The organism is Pelagimonas sp. (assembly GCF_050633425.1).
Classification (GTDB): Bacteria; Pseudomonadota; Alphaproteobacteria; order Rhodobacterales; family Rhodobacteraceae; genus Pelagimonas.
In genome coordinates this window covers 31489-50325 of record NZ_JBOEGM010000014.1, presented here as the reverse complement: position 1 = coordinate 50325, position 18837 = coordinate 31489, and the positions used below count along the sequence as shown (strand labels likewise).

16 protein-coding genes are annotated in these 18837 nt (G+C 57.6%); 11 read left to right on the top strand and 5 right to left on the bottom strand.

All coding sequences use genetic code 11. The features are described from left to right. Window positions 1–195: 195 nt before the first annotated feature. Genes ACRBB0_RS12975 through ACRBB0_RS12965 form a run of 3 tightly spaced genes read left to right on the top strand, consistent with a single transcriptional unit; the run spans window position 196 to window position 4869 of the window. Window positions 196–2193 (top strand): secretin N-terminal domain-containing protein, encoded by a 1998-nt coding sequence (locus tag ACRBB0_RS12975; protein WP_431374861.1) that lies wholly within the window; start codon window positions 196–198, stop codon window positions 2191–2193. Between the two features lie 7 nt (window positions 2194–2200). Then, window positions 2201–3655, top strand: a complete 1455-nt coding sequence (locus tag ACRBB0_RS12970; RefSeq protein WP_431374860.1) for a GspE/PulE family protein — start codon at window positions 2201–2203, stop codon at window positions 3653–3655. Then, the gene (locus ACRBB0_RS12965; RefSeq protein WP_431374859.1) at window positions 3652–4869 is read left to right on the top strand and encodes a type II secretion system F family protein; all 1218 of its coding nucleotides are present in this window, start codon (window positions 3652–3654) and stop codon (window positions 4867–4869) included. Before ACRBB0_RS12970 ends, ACRBB0_RS12965 begins: the two co-directional genes overlap by 4 nt. A 1-nt stretch (window position 4870) precedes the next feature. On the opposite strand, the gene ACRBB0_RS12960 is transcribed toward ACRBB0_RS12965, so the two are convergent. Beyond that, window positions 4871–5338 (bottom strand): hypothetical protein, encoded by a 468-nt coding sequence (locus tag ACRBB0_RS12960; RefSeq protein WP_431374858.1) that lies wholly within the window; start codon window positions 5336–5338, stop codon window positions 4871–4873. A gap of 107 nt (window positions 5339–5445) precedes the next feature. On the opposite strand from ACRBB0_RS12960, the gene ACRBB0_RS12955 reads away from it, so the two are divergent. Beyond that, complete coding sequence (locus tag ACRBB0_RS12955) at window positions 5446–5958, top strand: tetratricopeptide repeat protein (RefSeq protein WP_431374857.1); 513 nt, start codon at window positions 5446–5448, stop codon at window positions 5956–5958. A 1-nt stretch (window position 5959) separates the two neighbouring features. On the opposite strand, the gene ACRBB0_RS12950 is transcribed toward ACRBB0_RS12955, so the two are convergent. From ACRBB0_RS12950 to ACRBB0_RS12940, 3 genes are all read right to left on the bottom strand, one after another. After that, on the bottom strand, window positions 5960–7183 hold the full coding sequence (locus tag ACRBB0_RS12950) for an SEL1-like repeat protein (protein WP_431374856.1): 1224 nt from the start codon (window positions 7181–7183) through the stop codon (window positions 5960–5962). Next, the gene (locus tag ACRBB0_RS12945; RefSeq protein WP_431374855.1) at window positions 7180–8730 is read right to left on the bottom strand and encodes an SEL1-like repeat protein; all 1551 of its coding nucleotides are present in this window, start codon (window positions 8728–8730) and stop codon (window positions 7180–7182) included. The genes ACRBB0_RS12950 and ACRBB0_RS12945 overlap by 4 nt, the downstream gene beginning before the upstream one ends. A gap of 119 nt (window positions 8731–8849) precedes the next feature. Next, window positions 8850–9632, bottom strand: coding sequence for a prepilin peptidase (locus ACRBB0_RS12940; protein WP_431374854.1), 783 nt, complete (start codon window positions 9630–9632; stop codon window positions 8850–8852). Between the two features lie 119 nt (window positions 9633–9751). Between ACRBB0_RS12940 and gspG the strand changes: the two genes are divergently transcribed. The 7 genes from gspG (at window position 9752) to gspM (ending at window position 14408) form a co-directional block, all read left to right on the top strand. Next, on the top strand, window positions 9752–10216 hold the full coding sequence (gspG, locus tag ACRBB0_RS12935; protein WP_431374853.1) for a type II secretion system major pseudopilin GspG: 465 nt from the start codon (window positions 9752–9754) through the stop codon (window positions 10214–10216). Next, window positions 10201–10686 (top strand): type II secretion system protein, encoded by a 486-nt coding sequence (locus ACRBB0_RS12930; RefSeq protein ID WP_431374852.1) that lies wholly within the window; start codon window positions 10201–10203, stop codon window positions 10684–10686. Before gspG ends, ACRBB0_RS12930 begins: the two co-directional genes overlap by 16 nt. Continuing rightward, window positions 10671–11054 (top strand): type IV pilus modification PilV family protein, encoded by a 384-nt coding sequence (locus ACRBB0_RS12925; protein ID WP_431374851.1) that lies wholly within the window; start codon window positions 10671–10673, stop codon window positions 11052–11054. The genes ACRBB0_RS12930 and ACRBB0_RS12925 overlap by 16 nt, the downstream gene beginning before the upstream one ends. Next, a complete protein-coding gene (locus ACRBB0_RS12920) occupies window positions 11051–11701 on the top strand; it encodes a type II secretion system protein GspJ (RefSeq protein WP_431374850.1) in 651 nt (216 codons plus the stop codon). Before ACRBB0_RS12925 ends, ACRBB0_RS12920 begins: the two co-directional genes overlap by 4 nt. After that, window positions 11701–12648, top strand: a complete 948-nt coding sequence (gspK, locus tag ACRBB0_RS12915) for a type II secretion system minor pseudopilin GspK (protein ID WP_431374849.1) — start codon at window positions 11701–11703, stop codon at window positions 12646–12648. The genes ACRBB0_RS12920 and gspK overlap by 1 nt, the downstream gene beginning before the upstream one ends. A gap of 93 nt (window positions 12649–12741) precedes the next feature. Continuing rightward, complete coding sequence (gene gspL, locus ACRBB0_RS12910; RefSeq protein ID WP_431374848.1) at window positions 12742–13908, top strand: type II secretion system protein GspL; 1167 nt, start codon at window positions 12742–12744, stop codon at window positions 13906–13908. Beyond that, a complete protein-coding gene (gene gspM / locus ACRBB0_RS12905; protein WP_431374847.1) occupies window positions 13905–14408 on the top strand; it encodes a type II secretion system protein GspM in 504 nt (167 codons plus the stop codon). The genes gspL and gspM overlap by 4 nt, the downstream gene beginning before the upstream one ends. Before the next feature lie 74 nt (window positions 14409–14482). Here gspM and ACRBB0_RS12900 read toward each other — a convergent pair. Beyond that, on the bottom strand, window positions 14483–18837 hold a 4355-nt coding region (locus ACRBB0_RS12900), incomplete at its 5' end, for an Ig-like domain-containing protein (RefSeq protein WP_431374846.1).

The following is an 18837-nucleotide window of genomic DNA, read 5'->3' as shown; positions in this document are numbered from 1 at the left end:
AGACAGAGTGCTGTGCCGACACCCATCTGGGTGCGCGCCCTAAGTGTATCAACGCGCAGCCTCTCATCTTCTAATTGTGACCGGTCGTAGGCCACGACATTCCGCTCAAAAGTTCGTGTATTTCGTCACGTTTTAAACTATGCTTTTGAAAAAATAGCGGCAAGGGCGAAAAACGCCCAATGATATGAGCAGAGCATGAGGCAGCAAGCAATGCACAACCTGGCTTGGGTCAGTTTCTTAACGAGTCTCCTTCGTCTGTTTCAGACCGTTCGCGGGTACATATTTGGGGCGCTTTTGCTCGCCCTTGGTACCGGTCTTCCGATGGCTGCTTCGGCGCAGGTCACTCTGAATTTGCGCGACGCGGATTTGCGGAACTTTGTCGAAATCGTTGCAGAGGCGACCGGTCGGAGCTTTGTGCTTGATCCCGGCGTGCGTGGGACAGTGACGGTTCTTTCGCCTGACCAAATGTCGAATGAAGACCTGTATCAGGTTTTTCTATCCGTTCTGGAGCTGAACCGTCTGACCATTGTCGAAGGTGCCGGTGCGGATCGGATTGTGCCATTAAACGCTGCGCGTGAATTGGCCTCTGGGGTAAGCCCATTGCCCGGTGGCTTTGAGACCCGCGTTATCCGCGTTCATGAAATCTCGCCGCAAGAGGTGATTGAAGTGGTTCGGCCTTTGCTGCCGTCTGAAGCCATCATTAGCGCTGTTCCGGGAACGGATCGGCTGATTTTGTCGGATCGCGGTGCCAACATCGCCCGAATTTCCAAACTGATTGATCAGCTGGACAAACCCGGCAAATCCGCCCCCGTTGAAATTTTGCGACTGCGCAATGCCAACGCTGCCGATGTGATGCAGGTTGTGCAAACCATGGGGATTTTGGAAGACGGATCGAATGTCAGCGTAGATCGTCGCTCAAACGCTTTGTTGATTTCTGGGTCCGAAGCGATCCGCCACCGGGTTCGGGTCTTGGTCGCAGAATTGGACACCCAGCGCGATACCGTTATGTCGCGCGCGATTTCGCTCAATTACGCTGATGCTGCCTCAATCGCCGAAGTGGTGATGCGCACCCTGAACACCGAAGACCCCACCGGAGTACGTGCCCCCATTCGGATTGTGCCTGAGCTGCAGACGAACTCATTGCTGATTTCTGCCCCGCAGGAACGAATTGGGGAAATTGCCGAAATGGTCCGCTATCTGGATCAGCGTCCCAAGCAAGTCTTGGTCGAGGCGGTGATCTTTGAAATGTCGGTCGAAGGCCTGTCAGATCTGAGCGTCCAATTTGGCGCGGTTCTAAACGATGCGCTGATCGGTGGGTCACAGTTTGCATTGCCGGGGCGAACCAGCCTTATCAACCTGGTCTCGTCGGTTACCAATGGGCAAACCGCTGATCCGGGCAATGGGGGCATTCTAGGGGCCAGTAAACGGTCGGGAAAAGACGGTTTTGTTGGTCTCCTTACGGCCATCGCCTCGGTCAATTCGACCCGGCTGTTGTCGACCCCGTCCATCCTGACGCTCAACAACCAAGAAGCCGAAATTGTCGTTGCGCAAAACGTTCCCTTTGTGACCGGCAGTTTCGCCACGGTGGGTGAGAGCGCGGTTGAGAACCCGTTCCAAACCATCGAACGCCAAGATGTCGGCCTGACCTTGAACGTGACCCCACAAATAAACGCTGATCGGACAGTGCGCTTGGTGATCAAACAAGAGGTGTCAAACCTAACGGATTCCAACGCCTCGGCCGGTGGTGAAATCACCACACGCCGGTCTCTGTCGACAACCGCGCTGGTGCGTGACGGCGCGGTGATTATGTTGGGTGGCCTGTTGGAAAACGGCAACGGGTCGGTGTCTCAGCGGGTGCCGGGCCTGTCCAACTTGCCCGTTCTCGGTGGGCTGTTCAAAGGCAAGAACGCCAACAAATCGCAACGGGTTTTGCTTGTCCTTATTCGTCCGCAGGTGGTCGCCAATGATGCAGAAGCGCGGCGCATCACACGTCGTGTAGCTGGCAAGGCGCAAGCAGTCAGTGCTTCCATCGCGCCGCTGGATGATGGAAGATATCCCAAAAGCCAAGTCGGCGCGATGCCCTTCAACGGTGCCGATCTGGACCAACCTTTTGATGCCGGGTTTATAGATGACGTTGCCCAACGCCGAAACTTCCCCCCTCTCCCAACCCGGCTCAAGTTCGACGGGTACTAAGCCGCCGTTGACCGAGCGTTTGCCATTTGCCTTTGCGCAAGATCAGCAAATTGTTTTGACAGACCAAGGTGTTGTCCTTGGGCCAAAGGTGACTCATTTGGGCCTGCGCGAGGTTCAGCGCCGTCTGGGCGCGGCCGAGTTTGACGTGATCGAAGCCGATCAGATCGGCTTTGACGCCGCGCTGTCTGACGCTTATCGCGGTGGTGAAGCCGGGGGCGATGGCACGGGTGATGACATCAGCTTTAACCTGGAAGAAGCAGAGTTCGCCCGCCGTCAACGTGATCTGTTGGATGAACCGGGCGATGCGCCGGTGATCCAATTGGTCAATCAACTGCTGCGCCGCGCTGTCCAAGACAACGCGTCGGATTTACATATCGAACCCCACGAAGGCGGGTTGCAGGTTCGGATGCGGATTGATGGCGTGTTACAACAAGTGCTCGACCGGCCCGATGTTCCGGTCAAACGCATTGTTTCGCGGCTCAAAGTTATGGCGGGCTTGGACATCGCCGAAACCCGGCTTCCCCAAGATGGGCGGATTCCGCTGTCCTTGGGGGGACGGGTGATTGATACCCGCGTCAGCTCCCTGCCCGGCCATTATGGCGAACGGATTGTTTTGCGTATTCTGGACCGTTCGACCGGCTTGATGCCCTTGGTTGATTTGGGCCTGTCAGAAAACCAAGAAACGCTGTTGCGTCGGTTGGCGGCCTTTCCCAACGGCGTCATATTGGCGACTGGCCCCACCGGTGCAGGCAAAACCACAACGCTCTATTCCTTGTTGCAACTCGCGGATCGCGCTACGCGCAACATTGTCACTGTCGAAGATCCGATCGAATATGACTTGCCAGGGGTGTCGCAATCCCAAATCAATTCGGACATTGGCATGACTTTTGCTGCCGGATTGCGGGCGACCCTGCGTCAAGACCCTGACGTGATTCTGGTCGGCGAAATCCGGGATTCCGAAACGGCAAACACAGCGGCCCAGGCGGCGCTAACCGGTCACTTGGTTTTCTCATCCTTGCACGCCAACAGCTCGGTCGGGGCGATTGTGCGTCTGCGCGACCTTGGCCTTGAGAACTTCTTGATTGCAGCGACCCTGCGCGGCGTGATCGCACAACGTCTGTTGCGCAAACTCTGCCCCGAGTGTCGGACCGCCGGTCCTATCAGCAACGACGACAAGGCCCTGTTCGCCCGCCATGATGTTGCCCCGCCTGCGCAACTCTATCACGCCAAAGGCTGTGACGCCTGTTCCATGACCGGGCATGCCGGGCGCATGGGTATTTTTGAAATCACCGAAGTGACCGAAAACCTACGAGAAGCGATTGATCGCGGCGAAAGTGAATCCGCTATCAAGGCCGTGGCATTGTCGCAGCGCGACACGCTCACCGGGCAAAGCCTGCAGGCGGTTGCACAAGGTCGGGTGAGTTTGGCCGAAGCGCAGCGCATTGTCGGGGATGTCACGTGAAGGCCTATAGTTACACGGCTTACACCAGCTCAGGCCGCAAGCGTACCGGGACAATTGTCGCCGAAACACAAACACATGCGACCGACCAATTGGCGAGCCAGGATTTGTTCGTTTCCGATTTGGTCGAAACTCAGGCCGGTGGGGCCAAGTCCAAGCTGTTGTCGGGCGGGCGGACCCGGCGCCTTGGGCCCGATTTGCAGGCGGTGTTTACCCGACAAATGGCCGTGATGCTTGGGGCGGAATTGCCCGTGGATGCGGCGCTTGAAGCGGTGCGCACCGGTGGTCATCCTGCCCTCGAAATTGTTGCCGCCCGCACGCGGGCAGATTTGCTTGATGGCGGATCCTTATCATTTGCCCTTGAGCAATCGGGCGCTGGGTTTCCGCCCTATTACTTCGCCACATTGCGGGCGGGCGAAGAGGCTGGCGAGCTGGCAAATGTGTTTTCCGAACTGGCCGATCATCTCGAAGAACTGAACCTAGGCAAAGCGCAAATCGCAACCGCGCTCATTTACCCGGCCTTTGTGGCGGCGGTGTCTTTGTTGGTTTGCGGGATTTTGATGGTCAATGTCGCGCCGGAAATCGTCGCGATGTTTGAAATGACAGGGCGCGATTTGCCCCCCATTACGGTTGTGGTCATCGCGATTTCCGATGCGATATTGGACAACTGGGCGGGCCTTGCTTTGGCCCTTGTGGCTCTGGCCGCCTTTGCCATTGCGGTTCCTCGGGTGCCATCATTGCGCCACTGGCGGGACCGGACTGTTTTGAAACTGCCTTTGCTTGGCCGGTTGTTTCGAATGTCGCAAGCGGTGCAATACATGCGGACTTTGGCCCTGGTTTTGGGGTCACGGCATGCGGTGCTCAGCGCCGTTGACAGTGCCGCCAGCGTTTTGACGGTGGCACAATTTCAGGGTGAAGGCCAAGCCGTATCAACCGCTGTTCGCCAAGGGCAAAGCCTTGCCTCTGCGCTCGAAGAACTGAGCTTTTTGCCGCCCATCGCGCGCCAGCTGATTTCGGCGGGCGAAGTATCGGTGCGCTTGGCCCCCATGACAGGACGGGCGGCCGCCTTAACGGAACACCGATTATCAGCGGAACGCAAACGGATCGCGGCGTTGCTCGAACCCATGCTCATGATGGTGGTTGGCGCTTTGGTTTTGGTGGTTGTGCTGGCGGTCTTGTTACCGGTGTTTGACCTTCAGGCTGCGGTGGCCGGGTAACTCACTCGGCAAAGCTCAGCAACTCCGGCTCTCCGCCGCCGCGTGTCACCCAAACACCCTGTTTATCAATCCGGGCGACCTCCATTTCCTCCGTCAACATATCACCGGCCCGAACCAGCTGTTCGCCTGTGGGATGGTGAACCATTGCCCAGGTCGCGCTTCCGGCTTGCACCAACCCTTTGAGCGAATAGCCCAGCGAATCGATGGGCGGCAAAGGCGGTCGGGGCGGTTGGGGTTCTGGCGTTGGCGGCGCAAGAACCGGCGTTGGCGGTCGGGGTTCCCCAAAAATCGGAGGCCAGTGCCGCACGGCCCGCTGCGGGGGCGCAGATTCCTCAATATTGGAGGGGCCTTGCTGCACCACAGGTCCGATCTGCTCTGGCTCAGTCTGTGTCGTTTGCCACAGCGCATGGCCACTTTGACCGGCAAATGCCAGCGCACCCAGTGTCGTTATCCAGCCAATCCAGCGCATCCCGCCCCTTCGATCTTATCCCACGCGCCCAAGCATAGACGCAGCAAGCCACAAAGGGTATAGTGTCTGAAAATGCGCAAACAAAACAAGCGTTAAAGAGAGCAAACATGCAGGCATTCCCGATAGTTCGGGCCGGAATACTCGGTCTGGCATATTTATTTGTTGCAAGCTGCGATGACATTGGCGTTGGGCAGAACAATTTTCAGGCAAAATACGCAATTGCGCGTAACGCTTTGGAAAACGGGAATTATGATGTCGCCAAACGGTATTATGCGAAGTTGGTGGCCGAAGCAGGCCCGTTGTCGCAACGGCTGCAATTGGAATACGCGCATGCCGAATTGCGCAGCGGGAATTATGATCAGGCCGCTGCAATTTCGTCGACACTGGCAAATTCTCAGACAGGAAATGCACGCGCCGCCGCGCTGGCCGTGTTCGGAACAGCCCAACATGAACAAGGTTTGGAATTGTTGAGTACGGGGCAAAAAGGTGCCGGAAAGACACACATGATTTCGGCGCGCAAAGCCCTGTCGGAAGTGATCAAAACCAATCCGGAAATGGACCCGCTTGGGTCACTGGAAGGGCGCGTCGCCAGCATCTCAGCACGCTTAAAAACGCTCTAAGCTAGGGCCATTTGCCCTGTGTGGTTCGGGCTTTGGCAAGCGTTTGTGCTTCTGAAATCTGTGACGGCGTCATACGGCTTGCCATCAGGAAATTCAGATCGAGCGCCTGTGAAAACCCGGCAGCCCCCGCAAGCACCAGCCACATTTGGCCAAGCACATAGTCTTGGGGCACGGCCTGCCCCTGAAAATACATCACGCCCAAATTGGCCATAGCGGCAGGGTAACCTGCGTCTGCCGACATGCGGAACAGCGTTGCGGCCTTCTGGGTTTGGGCAAAGCTTTGATCTTGGGACGAGATCAACAGCCACGCCAATTGAAACTGCGCGACAGGATCGCCTGCCGTGGCGGCCGCTTCGATCGCTTGTACCGTGGCATCACTGACTGTGATCGGCTTCAACCGTGGGTCATACAAAGGGGCCAGATTGCCCTTAGGTGAGGCACTGCGCGCGGCATCAATGGCCAACGCCTTGGCTCGCGGTTCATTGATTTCGACCCCAAAGCCATTTTCATACATCACCGCCAAATTGCCTGTCGCGACTGGCAAACCCTGAGCGGCGGCGGCTTCAAACAATTCAAACGCGCGGTTGTAATCAAGGTCGACACCCTCACCGCGCACATACATCAGTCCAAGATTATTTTGCGCCTGCGCTGAGCCGTGCTCAGCCGCCTGTTCATAGATTGCCAGGGCCGCGGGCAAATCCTTGGGAACACCGCGACCAGCCTGCAACAAAACCGCGAGGCTAACAGCGGCAGTCAAATGCCCCTGATCTGCTGCCTGACGATAGAGCGTTGCCGCTTTGGCGATGTCGCTGTCCTGCTCCGCGCCCTCTTCCAGAACAACGCCATATTCATAGAGAAACTGACTGTTGCCCGAGGCGGCGGCCTTGGCCAGCCAAGTCAAAGCCGAGGCTCTGTCCTGTTGGGTGCCGATGCCATCGTGAAACATTTGTCCAAGGCGATTGGCCGCTGCCACGTGCCCTTGCTGCGCGGCCTTTTCCATCCATTCGGCGGCGGCGGCAAAGTCCTGCAAAACACCGTTGCCTTCCAGTAAACGAACCGCCAGCGCAAACTGTGCATCAGCTTGGCCAGCCTGCGCGGCTTTGGTCACATCCGTCTGGCTCGATTGGGCCAGTGTTTGGGCCAGTGTTTGGGCCTGAACACTTGGCGCAGCGCTGATCAACACCCACAGCATCACCCCACACACCCAACGGCAAAGCGTCATCATTCAGACACTCCGGCTGGTGATTTGACCTGCTCAAAAAACGCCCGCGCGGCGGTTTGGGCCTTTGCAACTTGTTCGGCTGTCATCAAATCCACCACAACCGCACGCTTGTCAGCGGCAGCAGAACTCCCGCTGGCCGCCGCGATATTCAACCACTTATGGGCTTGGACATAGTCCTGTTCCACGCCTTGACCGCTGATGAACAACAGGCCCAACTGATGCTGGGCAGGTGGGTCGCCCGCTTCCGCAGCAGCGGTCAAAAAGGTGACAGCCTCCTCCAAGGGGCCGTTTTGTGTGATATTCCAGATGCCAATCGCGGATTGTGCCGGACGTATTCCGGCCTGGGCATGGCCACGCACCCATTCCAACGCATCGGTGTTGCCGTTTTGCGCAGCGGCCATCGCCCAAGGCACGGCGCGATGTGGCGCCAATAACCCATCGAGCTTCCCCTGCCCCGCCAAGTCACCAAGCCGCACTGCCGCGCCTGTGTGCCCTTCTCCAAGCGCCTCACGATAAAGCGCAACCGCTGCTTCGATATCAACCGCCGCACCGCCTTGCCCTTCTTCCAGCATCGCCGCCAAACCGACCATTGCATTGGGCGATCCGTATTGCTCGGCCTGTTTGTACAGCGCAAGCGCCAGCGGTGGATCAGATTTCAAAACGGTCCCTGCCAGATGGCCTGCGGCCAATTCCGTCATGGCTTCAGCGCTGCCAGCACGGGCTGCCAATTGTAGCCACCGCTCAGCTTCGGCACCGTTTTGCGTGGTGCCCTCACCCTTGAGATACTTTCGCCCCACGACAACCTGCGCAGGCACATAGCCCCCTTCGGCGGACCGGTGCAGCCAGTCAAACCCCGCCTCAGTGTTGCGCGCTAAACCGCGCCCCTGATCAAGAGCAAATCCCAGAAAAAATTGCGCTTCGGCATGGCCCGATGTGGCTGCTTCTTGCAACCAATGCACCGCTTTTGCAGGGTCTGTTTTAGACGCCATGCGGCTCATTTCAAATTGCGCATCAATCTTGCCACCTTCGGCCGCCGCCAGCATCCAATTCAGTGAATCTTCAGCGCTTTGAGCAACGCCGACACCCTCGCGATAGAGCAAAGCCAGATAATACTGGGCTTCTACATTCCCACGCGGTGCCGCCGATTTTAGTAACCTGGCCGCCCGCTCTGGATCCGGTGCAGGCCCACCCGTGCCTTGCGACAAAAGCAGCCGCGCCAAAAGCACTGAGGCATCCAGTTGACCGCCTTCAATGGCCTTCTCAAGCCACTCAACCCCTGAGCGCATATCCTTTGGCCCACCGCGACCCTGAATCAAGACCCGAGCATAGCGATACATAGCAAAGGGTTGCTGATCGACTTCGGCGAGACGCTGTAACCCCTGACGCACGGCGATAAAATCTTTTGCCGCCCAAGCCTTTTCAACCTCCTCCATAGTCATGACGGCGGCGGGCGCATCTGTTTCGCCTGCTTCTTGGGCGGATGGCAGGCAAGGCCAAGTGACCAAGGCCAACAAGAGTGCGGCGGGCAGGTTGGTGTTCAAAACGGACATATCTCTCTCATTTTGGAGGGGCGGAGGAAAATAACTTCGGGCGCTCAGAAATGCGGCAGGGTTCGACGCGGGATCGTAAGCGCTCAAACACCCAATATCAAACCACGATTTCTGTCAGGTCAGATCGGCGATCCCTGTCGATAAATCCACAGAACCAAGCTCGCGATACATAGGGCCGCTCCAAAGGGCAAACGCCGGGTCGCCCAAGGGCCAGACCCGCCGCGCACGCCATAGGCGACAAGCCCGGTGATCAAGGCCCCGGCCGAGGCCAACAAAAGCAACAACGCAAGGTCAAACGGGCCGCAAAAAGCGCCCAACCCAGCCATCAGTTTGACATCCCCAAACCCAAGCCCCTCACGACCGCGCACCGCTTTGTAGGCGATGCGAATGATCCAAAAAACACCGCTCCCCAAAGCGGCCCCGGCCAGAGCCAGAAACACGCCCATCTGACCGGGCAACATGGCAAGCGCCAGCGCCGTGACAAACAAGGCCAAGGTCAACGGATCGGGCAGGCGAAACCAAAGCAGGTCAGCCGCCACAAGCCCCAACAAAATCCAGAAAAACAGCGCCGTCAGCCAGATGAGCACAAGGTTGCCACCGCTGCTCAGCGCAACAAGCGCAAGTCCAAGCGCCGCCACCTCGAGGTATAAATGCCATCCCGCTATCGGCTTGTGACACTGGCGGCATTTTGCGCCCAACATGACAAAGCTCAAGATCGGAATGAGATCAATAAAACCCAACGGTGCCCCGCAGGCCCGACAGCCAGACCTTTGCCCAAAAATGTCTTCTTGTCTGGGCAGGCGATCCACCAACACCCCCAAAAAAGACCCAATGGCAGGTGCGATCAGGATCAGAAAAACAGCGCTATAAACATCACCGAAACCGGTCTGGTCGAAGGTCATGGCGTTTCTGCCCCTTGGGTCGCTTGCCAAGATCGGCTGGACAACACATATGCCCCGTGAATAATAAACAGATGTGGCCTCGCAGCGGACTTGCGCAACCGTTTCAACGAAAGCACCTCATGATCAATTTTGACTATCATTGCACGCCCAAGACCAAGCGACCACAGGACGATGGGTTTTCCCTTCTCGAACTGATGGTTGTCGTGGTGATTTTGTCGATTTTGGCGCTGGTGATTGTACCCCGCGTCATCGACCGCCCCGATCAAGCCCGCGCGGCACGGGCGCAGTCGGATATCGCGGCGATTGTCAGCGCGATCAATTTGTACCGGCTCGATAATTTTCGCTACCCCACCAATGAACAAGGACTGGCGGCTCTGGTGACCAAACCAACGAGCGATCCCGAACCCACAAATTGGGCGCAAAACGGCTATATGGACCGCGCTCCGGTTGACCCTTGGGGGCAAGAATACAAATACCTTGAGCCCGGCGTTCACGGAGACTTTGACGTCTTTTCCTATGGGGCGGATGGCGTCGCGGGCGGCACGGGGGCGGATCGGGATATCGGCTCGTGGACGCTGAAATAACCTCCGCCATAGCGCCCGGCGATCAAGCTGATAGGGGGTTTACCCTTATCGAACTCTTGATCTCTATCGCCATTCTGTCGGTTTTGGCGGTCGGGGCCAGTCTGGCAATACCCCGGCAAGGATCGCCATTTACCAGTGATCTTGCCAAATTTCGCACAATATATCACAGCCAACGCGACCTTGCGATTGCGGGTCAGCAAACTCTGGGTCTCAGCGTTACGCGCCAAAACGCTCAGGTCATGGCGCTTGGCAGTCAAGGTTGGCAAACCGATCACACGCCGCGCAAGTGGAGCGGCACCGTCACCCTATCCTCCAAGCCTTTTCGCGGTCTGCCCGGACCGGTCTCTACGCAATCCCCCGATATCGTCTTTCTGCCGACCGGCCAAACATCCGCGTTTCGCATCACCTTTGGAACCTCGGTTCAATGCGAAAGCGATGGGTTTGCGGGGCTAACATGCACAACAAGCTAAGCCGCCTGCGCCGATCACGCCGCACAAAGGGCATCACCTTGGTTGAACTTGCAGTTGCCATTTTGGTGCTGACCATCGGCACCGTGGCCGCCTTGCGCGCAACCGATCAATCACAGCGTGTCATTGGCGGTGAAACACCAAGACTTATGGCGCGGCTCGCTGCCCGAAACCGAATAGAAGAACTCAAGATCTTTAGCACGCGGGCAGAATTGCCTAAACAGGTTATCCTTGGCCCCTACAACATCCAACTTGAGGTGAGCCACAAGACAACCGCCGCAGGCCTGGTTCAATCTGTTGTGACAGCGCGCAGCGACAGCGGTGAAGGCGCGCAACTGATTGCCTATTTCACCCCCGGTCAACCCCAATGAGACCGTGGCGTTCCGACACCGGGCTGAGCCTGATCGAACTGGTTGTCGCCCTGTCGATCTTTGCCTTGGTCGCGGTGATGGGCGCACAGGCCCTGACCGGCATGTTGCGTACCCAAGACCGCCAGACCGAGCGTTCCGACCAAAATGCGCATCTCACACGGGCGGTTTCCTTGCTGCGGGCTGATCTTTCGTCGGCGATCCCGATGGCCTTTTACCCACCTGACCGCCAGGCCCCACAATCCGCGGTTCGCTTTCGCTCCGGTGTTTTTTCGCTCTCGGTGGCGGGTCGCCGTGGTGTGGTGGCTGAACAAACCGTTGGTGCAGGTTTTCAGCGGGTTGACTGGATTTTGCGCGACGAGACTCTAAGCCGTCAGAGCTGGGGCACATTGATACCGGCACAAAACAGTGCTCGCCAAAAGCCACAGCAGGTTTTGACAGGCGTGCGCAACTTGACGGTCCAAAGCTATCTGCAAAGTGTCGGATGGATTGATGGGGCGAATTTCGGCCCCGCATTTACCACCTCACAAAGCGACGGAGATAGCGCCGGGAGCGCCCCAGAAGTCTATTCAAGTGCCTTGCCTAAGGCCATTAAACTCTCGTTTGAGCTGCAAGGGTTTGGCCCGATTGTCTTGGTGGAAACCTATTGATGGCCAACACCCGTGGATTTGTTCTTGTCAACGCTCTGGTTATCGTCGCCGCCTTGTCCGCCGTGGCGGTGTTTTTGCTGGCACGCTCTGAGGCCGGGCGCGCCCGATTGGATGCCGGAACCATGGCGGAACAGGTCACTCTCAACCTTGATGCTTTTGACGCCTATGCCGCCAGCATACTCGCGCGCGATTCAAACATGACGGATCACAAGAGCGAAGCCTGGGCGCAACCCTTGCCCCCTGTCGATCTCCTACAAGGGTCCGTCAGCGGCGAAATTCGCGATTTACAGGGGCTGTTTAATGTCAATTGGCTGGCCGATCCTGAAAATACGCTGGCTCAAACCGCCTTTGATCGTCTGTTGGCCGCCTTGTCCGTTCCCCCTCAGGTGGGCACAGAAATCCAAACCTTCCTCCGACCCGGTGGCCCAAAAGACCGGGTGGTTTGGCGCAGCATGGCACCGGCGCTTGATCCCGTTGGCGGTGCGATTTTATCCATGGATCAACTCCGCGTTCTGCCCGGTCTGACAGACCGTCACTTCGATCGCCTGCGGCCCTTTTTGGCTGCGCTTCCGGGCGACACGCTTCTTAATATTAACACCGCTGACTACGAAATTTTGTCGGCGTTTCTACCCAATGTACCGCCTGCGGCTTTGGCGCGGATTCTCGCAGCGCGTGACATGGAACCCTTTCCCTCCCCGGAATCTTTCCTGATCGCGACAGGTCTGGCCACCGCCGAGGACACCGAAGAGGAGAACAACGGCAATCCAGACACCCAAGAAGATCGAACTGTGCTCACCCAAGATCGGATTTCGGTGTCGTCAGACTGGTTTCATGTCCATTCCCAAACCAAGCTCGGGCGCCAAACGGCGCGCCGTGAAACGGTGTTGTTTCGCAAAACGCGCCCTGCCGTGACCGCATCTGTTTGGCATCAAAGCAGTCGCCCCTAACCCCGAAAACGCCGACCTAAGCCATTGCACTTGCGGCGCTCCATCGGCATTCTGCCCAAGCCATCAAAGCCCCGACCAGACAGGAGACCGATCTTGCGCCAGCCCGCCCCGTTTCCAGACGAGCCAGACGCAAAAACGGCCAGTCAGATCGTTTTGGTGCCCGGCACGTCGGTGCCTCTTGTGTCTTTGGACTTGCCGCCGGGGTTGCGCGGCCAAGCCCGTGAACAGGTGGCGGCGCGTCAGGTGTCGGACCGGCTCGGCCTGAAATCTGATCAGATCGCATTGCGACCCTATAATGCCGGTTTGGACAAAGGCTCTGCCGAGGCATGGACGCAGGTTTTGGTGGCAGACAAAGACTGGCTCGCCAGCTTGGTCGACCTTCCGGGGCGGGCGGTTTTGCCTGACTATTTGTCTTTGCCGGCGGCCCCCGAAATTTGGACCATTTCCGCAACAAAAATCGAAGGGGCTTTGGCTGTTATGGTGCGTTTGGGCCCTCAAGATGGGTTTACCGCCGCCCCTGCCTTGGCGCGTGTCGCCCTGCGCCGCGCCCTTCAGGACGGCCCCGCCCCCAAGGCGATTTTGGCAATCGGCGTCCTTCCAAACGATTTGCAGGACCTTGCATCGGCCCAAAACATTCGCGTTTTCAGAAGCGCGGCCGACCTTGCTGCCAGCGGGTTGGCCAAGCCGCGTGTGCTTGGTTTCGGAGAGCTGGGCCTGGACTTGCGCAACAACCCAACCGCGGCACGCGCCCGCCTCAAACGGCAATTGCGCCCTTGGGTGTGGGCCTTTGCCGCCAGTGCTTTGGCCGCAGCAGTCTGGGGCGCTGGCCAGTGGTGGGCTATTCAAAGTGCAGACAACCAAACCCTTGCCTACAAAAAACAAATCACCGCAGCTGTGCAGCAAGACTTTACCAATGGCGGCCCCGTTTTGGATGCGCGTGTCCAGGTCACTCGCGCCCTCGCCGATCTTAAGGCACAGGATACCGGCGTAAAACAAGAGCTCGACCCGCTGGATTTGGGAACGCAAATTGCCCAAATCCTTAGCGTTGCGGGGGCGCAGACAAATCTCTTCCACTATCGCCAGGATGAGGGGCTGCGCATCGTCGTCCAAGTGAGCGATTTTGCAGCGGTGGATCAGTTGGCCGAGGCCATTCGCGCCGACGGTTTGGACGTTGTTTTGCAAGACAGGCGAACCGAAAACGGTGTCACCGGGGTTCGGGCTGACCTGATCATCAACCCCGCACAGGAGACAGATCAATGATCGGTAAAATTGTCGATTTTGTTTTGCCCCTAAGCCGCCGAGAACGGGTGTCTTTGGGATTGATGATGGCTCTTGCCGTGCCTGCAGGCGTTTGGTTTGGCGTCCTCTTACCTTTGTCTCAATCGCGCGTCGCGGCAGATGCCACCTTGCAAGACACCGCCGCCCTACACAGCTGGGTCGAGAACCGCCGCGCCGAGGCCCAGAAGTTGCGCGCCATTCCATCCGCTGACCCGGTCAAAACCTTTACTCCGGTTGGGCTTAGCGGGTTAGAGGAAGGTCTCAATTCCGCCAATCTGCGACCCTCGCTTTCGGAGCTTGGCACCGAAGCCGGAGGCATTGTGCTTTTGCGCTTTAACGATGTTGATTTCGTGCGTCTCGCAACATGGATCACCTCGTCGCACCCCGATTGGGGCTATGAAATCCGCAGCTATCGCTTTGAAACGCTGGATGTTCCAAGCCGTGTCTCTGCCAAGATCGAGCTGCAAGCCCCAGACGGCTAAACCCCTCTTCCTAAACATGAAAAAGCCGCCCGTGTCTTTCACCGGGCGGCTTTTGTTGTTTTCATAGGTCTGGATTAGAAGTTCAGACGCACACCATGTTCGACCGTGACATCTTCGCTTCCTGGCATCGACAAGCGTGTCACAACCGACCCGTTGTCACCGGCAAAACGACGCTCGCGTGAGAAACTCAGGCGCACGCGGTTTTGGTCATCCATCCGTTCGTAATCCAGCTCAAACCCATAGTCCAAATGCTTGTTGGCATTGCTGGACGTGACTTCAAAGTTGATACCGCCGCCACAGGTCGGATCGCTCGAATTGGACGAATACTCGCAGGCGATCCGGGGTGTCAGGCTGATTTCACTCATCACCTGACCCAATGCTTCGGCACCTTTCTTGGTGCTAAGGCCCGAAATCTCAATCTCTGCGTAGAAACGACCACCGCTAAAGTTCGGCAAATCAATCGTGCCACTGTCACTCTGGCCAAGTTGCGTGGCCGTGACATCCGTATCGCTGACCCAGGCTTGGGCAACGTCCAAACCAACTCTTGGGCTCACGGTGTAGGTCTTAAAGTCGTGCTTCCCGCTCAGGGCCACACCACCAAAGAGAGCAGCGTATTTGTAGTTGCCTTCGGCTGTAATATCGCCGGCATCCGCGTCAAAGGTCAGGTCATAATCATGAACACCTATCGCCGCTGAGGCGTAGTAATCCACAAACAAACCCGAGCTGATCGCTTTGGCACCATAGATACCACCGTTCAGACCATAGCCATTGACGACTCCCTTGGCCGAGCTGTCGACATTGTTGCGGCTATAGTAACCACCCCAGAAGAAACCTCTGATCTCGTCTTCCGAGATATAGTTTTCCGTGAGACGGGACACCTCCAACATGGCTTGCGTGCCTGACTCCTCGGACCAGTTCACCGAGAAAGAGCCATCCAGAATATTGCGAACCGAGGTTTGGCAATGATAGGTTTCCCAGCCAAATTTACCCTGCATGTTGCCCGAACCATCCGTCGCCGACAGGCTACCACCGACATCAGGATGCTTGATCGTGCCACATGGCAGATCCTCAGCACCATCGCGCAACCGGCCCAACGCACCTTTTGCAAAACCGCTAAAGCGGCGCTGCTGTGTGCGGACCGTATCCTCAAGATCGTCCTTAAGGATTTCTGTCAAAGGTTCACGAATTTGATCGACCAGATCATCGCTGATGCTCACCGCAGCTAAGCTTAGAGCGTAGCCATTATAATCGGTATCAGACGAGCTGACAGAGACCGTTGGCTGACAACTATGTGTGCCTTCGACCTTGTCATCATCCACCGCCATAATGGTCAGGGTTTGCTGAGAGTCATAATTGACGCTGCTAAAGGTCATCGTTGATGGTGAAACAGTACACTGATCGTCACCCTCAAAATTCAGCACAACATCAAAGCCCGGCTGACTGCTGAGAGCAAAGCTCATCGCAGCATGATCGCGGCCGTTTTCAGAGGCCGACAGATCATCGTTGCTCACGGTGATTGCAATGGCATCATCATCGGCAATGGTCGCAGAGCCGGCCAAATCGCTGGCCGTTGTGCTGAGGATTGTTGCCTCATCCGTTGTTGTTACCGCCGTGAGTGTCAACGTCGCAATTTCAGCGCCTTCGACCAAGCCATCTTCAAGAACCGCAAGCTCAACATCCGCCGACATATCCCCGGCAGGAATGGTGAGTGTCCCACTGGCTGTAGCATAGTCGTCGCCTTGGGTCGCTGTGCCGCTCATTTCATAGGACACGACCGTGTCGACCAAAGACAATCTGTCTTGGGCGATGGTAAACGAAATACCATCTGTGACACCGCCATTGGCCTCGGCCCCGTTATCCGTCGCGCTGACGATCAATGCGTTTTCGGCACATTGGGTCATCGGGATGTTGTTGGCCAAGACATTTGGATCACCCGCTTCGATCACAAAGCTTGAATAGAATGATGGGTTTGCACCGAGCGAACTGTTTGCCAAATAGCCAGTGCTGCCAAATTCTGTTGATCCAAGGACCGCTGGGTTGGCGGGCAAAAGGCTTGTCACATCAAGAGTGCCCGACGAAACGCGTGTCGTGCTGGCAAGCCCCGACTCCGACGGATAGTGGTAGGTCACGCTATATGTCCCTGGGCGGAGCGCGAACCACTGGTACTGACCCGAGCTGCCGTCCTGAACGATGTTGATGTCATTGCGAACACCGGTCGAACTGTTAGAGCCGGATGGGCCAGACACCGTGATGCCACCACCTGACATAATGCGGCCGTCATCCTCACAGTAGAAATACCCGGCTGGATCGTAATCTGCGGCGTCGGCAATCCCGTCGCCATCGCGGTCTGCCGAAGCACTTTCATAGCTGTCAGGAACACCATCCCCATCTGAATCCGTTTCAGGAGCAGGATTGGGTGTGCCGGTCAAATGCGCGGTCACCGTGACCACAAGCGACGGATCGCTTGGGTTGCCGATGGCATCCTGTGCCGCGTTGCTCAGTGCCTGAATGGTGATCTCACCATCATGATCGGGCAATACAGTGAGAACGTAGCTGTCCAGCGCCCCCGTGAGGCCCGTCGCCGAACCGCCAACAATGTCGAATCCGGCAACGTCAAGACCCACAACCGGTTCGCTAAAGGTCACCGTGACATCAAAGGCGTCGGCCTGCGGTGTCACAGGCGCGGCCAAGGTCACTGTTGGCACCGCACTGTCTTTGGCCGCCGTCCCAGTCACGGCGGGCGCGGCGTTTCCGGCCACATCCGTCAAGACAAGTGAAGCGGTGACTGTGCCATCTCCCAAACCGCTTAGATCAAATCCGCTCAGTTGCTCCGAACCAGATGAGATCGTCCCGTTTCTGGTCACGGGTGTTCCGCCGCCCGATGAGCTTAGCGTGATCGCATAGGCCGACCCAACTTCGGCACCCGCCAAAGTGACACTGACCCCGGCTTCATCTGCCAGCAAAATGGGCGATTGATCAATGGAAACGCTCTGTCCCGAAGGCGCGGTCGCATCTTTGGCTAGCGTGGTGGTTCCCTGAACCGCCGCATTTCCTGCCGCATCCGAGACATCCGCCGTTAGGGTCAACGCCCCATCTGCCAAAGCCGTCAGGTCAAGCGCAACCGACCATGTCGAACCGCTAACTGTGGCTGGCCCGGAGACCGTGGACGACGCGCTATCCGCGACAACGACTGTGACCGTCTGACCATCTTCAACACCGGTTGTGGTGCCCGAGAGTGTCAGCGCCGCTTGCTCGGCGGCATTCACAACGGAATCGCCCGCCAAGCCAGAGTCAAATGCAACCTGTGGAACGTCGGCGTCCTTTTCAACCGTATCCGTCACCGCTGCTGCAGCGTTGCCGAAGGTATCGGTCAAGACAACCGAAACAGTCAGCGTGCCATCGCCCAGACCCGACAGGTCAAGCCCGCTGATCTGGTCTGTTGCGGTCGCGATTGTGCCGGTGTCTGTGACATCCGCGCCGCCGCCATCTGACGAAATCGTATAGGCATAGCTGGCCCCGACTTCGGCTCCCGCAAAGGTGAACCCTGTGGCAGATTGGTTGGCCGCATTGATCACACTGTCATCAAAGGCAACCGCCTGACCCGCTGGCGCAACCGTGTCCATCGTGACGCTCGCCGAGGCTTGGGTGGCGGGGTTGCCCGCAGCATCCGCCACATCCGCTGTCATCGTCAAAGCCCCATCGGTCAAGACCGACAGATCAACCGTCACGCTCCAGACGTTGCTGGTCACTGTGGCGGTCGGCGACAGGGTTGTCGTCGCCGCATCCGTGATCGCGAGCTGAACCGTTTGGCCATCCTCAACCCCGCTTGTTGTGCCGGAAATCACCACTGCCGTGGATTCAGCCGCATTGACCAAGTCATCCACCGCCAAAGGCGAAGCAATCGCCAATGTTGGCGCGGCAGTGTCTTTGACCACGGTATCAATCACCGCTGCAGATTCATTGTCGAACTGATCGGTCAACATAACCAAGAGACTCAGCGTGCCATCGGCAAGCCCCGACACATCAATGCCGGTGATCTGATCGGTCGGTGTTGAAATCAACCCAGCGCCGCTCACCGAACCCGGGCCACCATCCGAGGTGATGACATACTCATACGAGGACAAGAGTTCGGCACCCGCAAAGCTAAAGCTGATAGAGGTTTGGTTGGATGCATTGATCACACTGTCATCAAAGCTTGCGCCAAACCCGACGGGTTCCTGAACATCCAGCGAAACGTTGTGGGTCGCCTGTGTGGCCGGGTTGCCTGCAACATCAGACACATCCGCTGTCAGTGACAAAGACCCGTCCGCCAAGCCGGTAAGATCAACCGTCACGCTCCAAACGCCGCTTGCAACTGTTGCCGTATGGTTTCTGACCGTCGGCGTCGAATCCGTGACTGTGACAGAGACAACTTGCCCGTCTTCCGCGC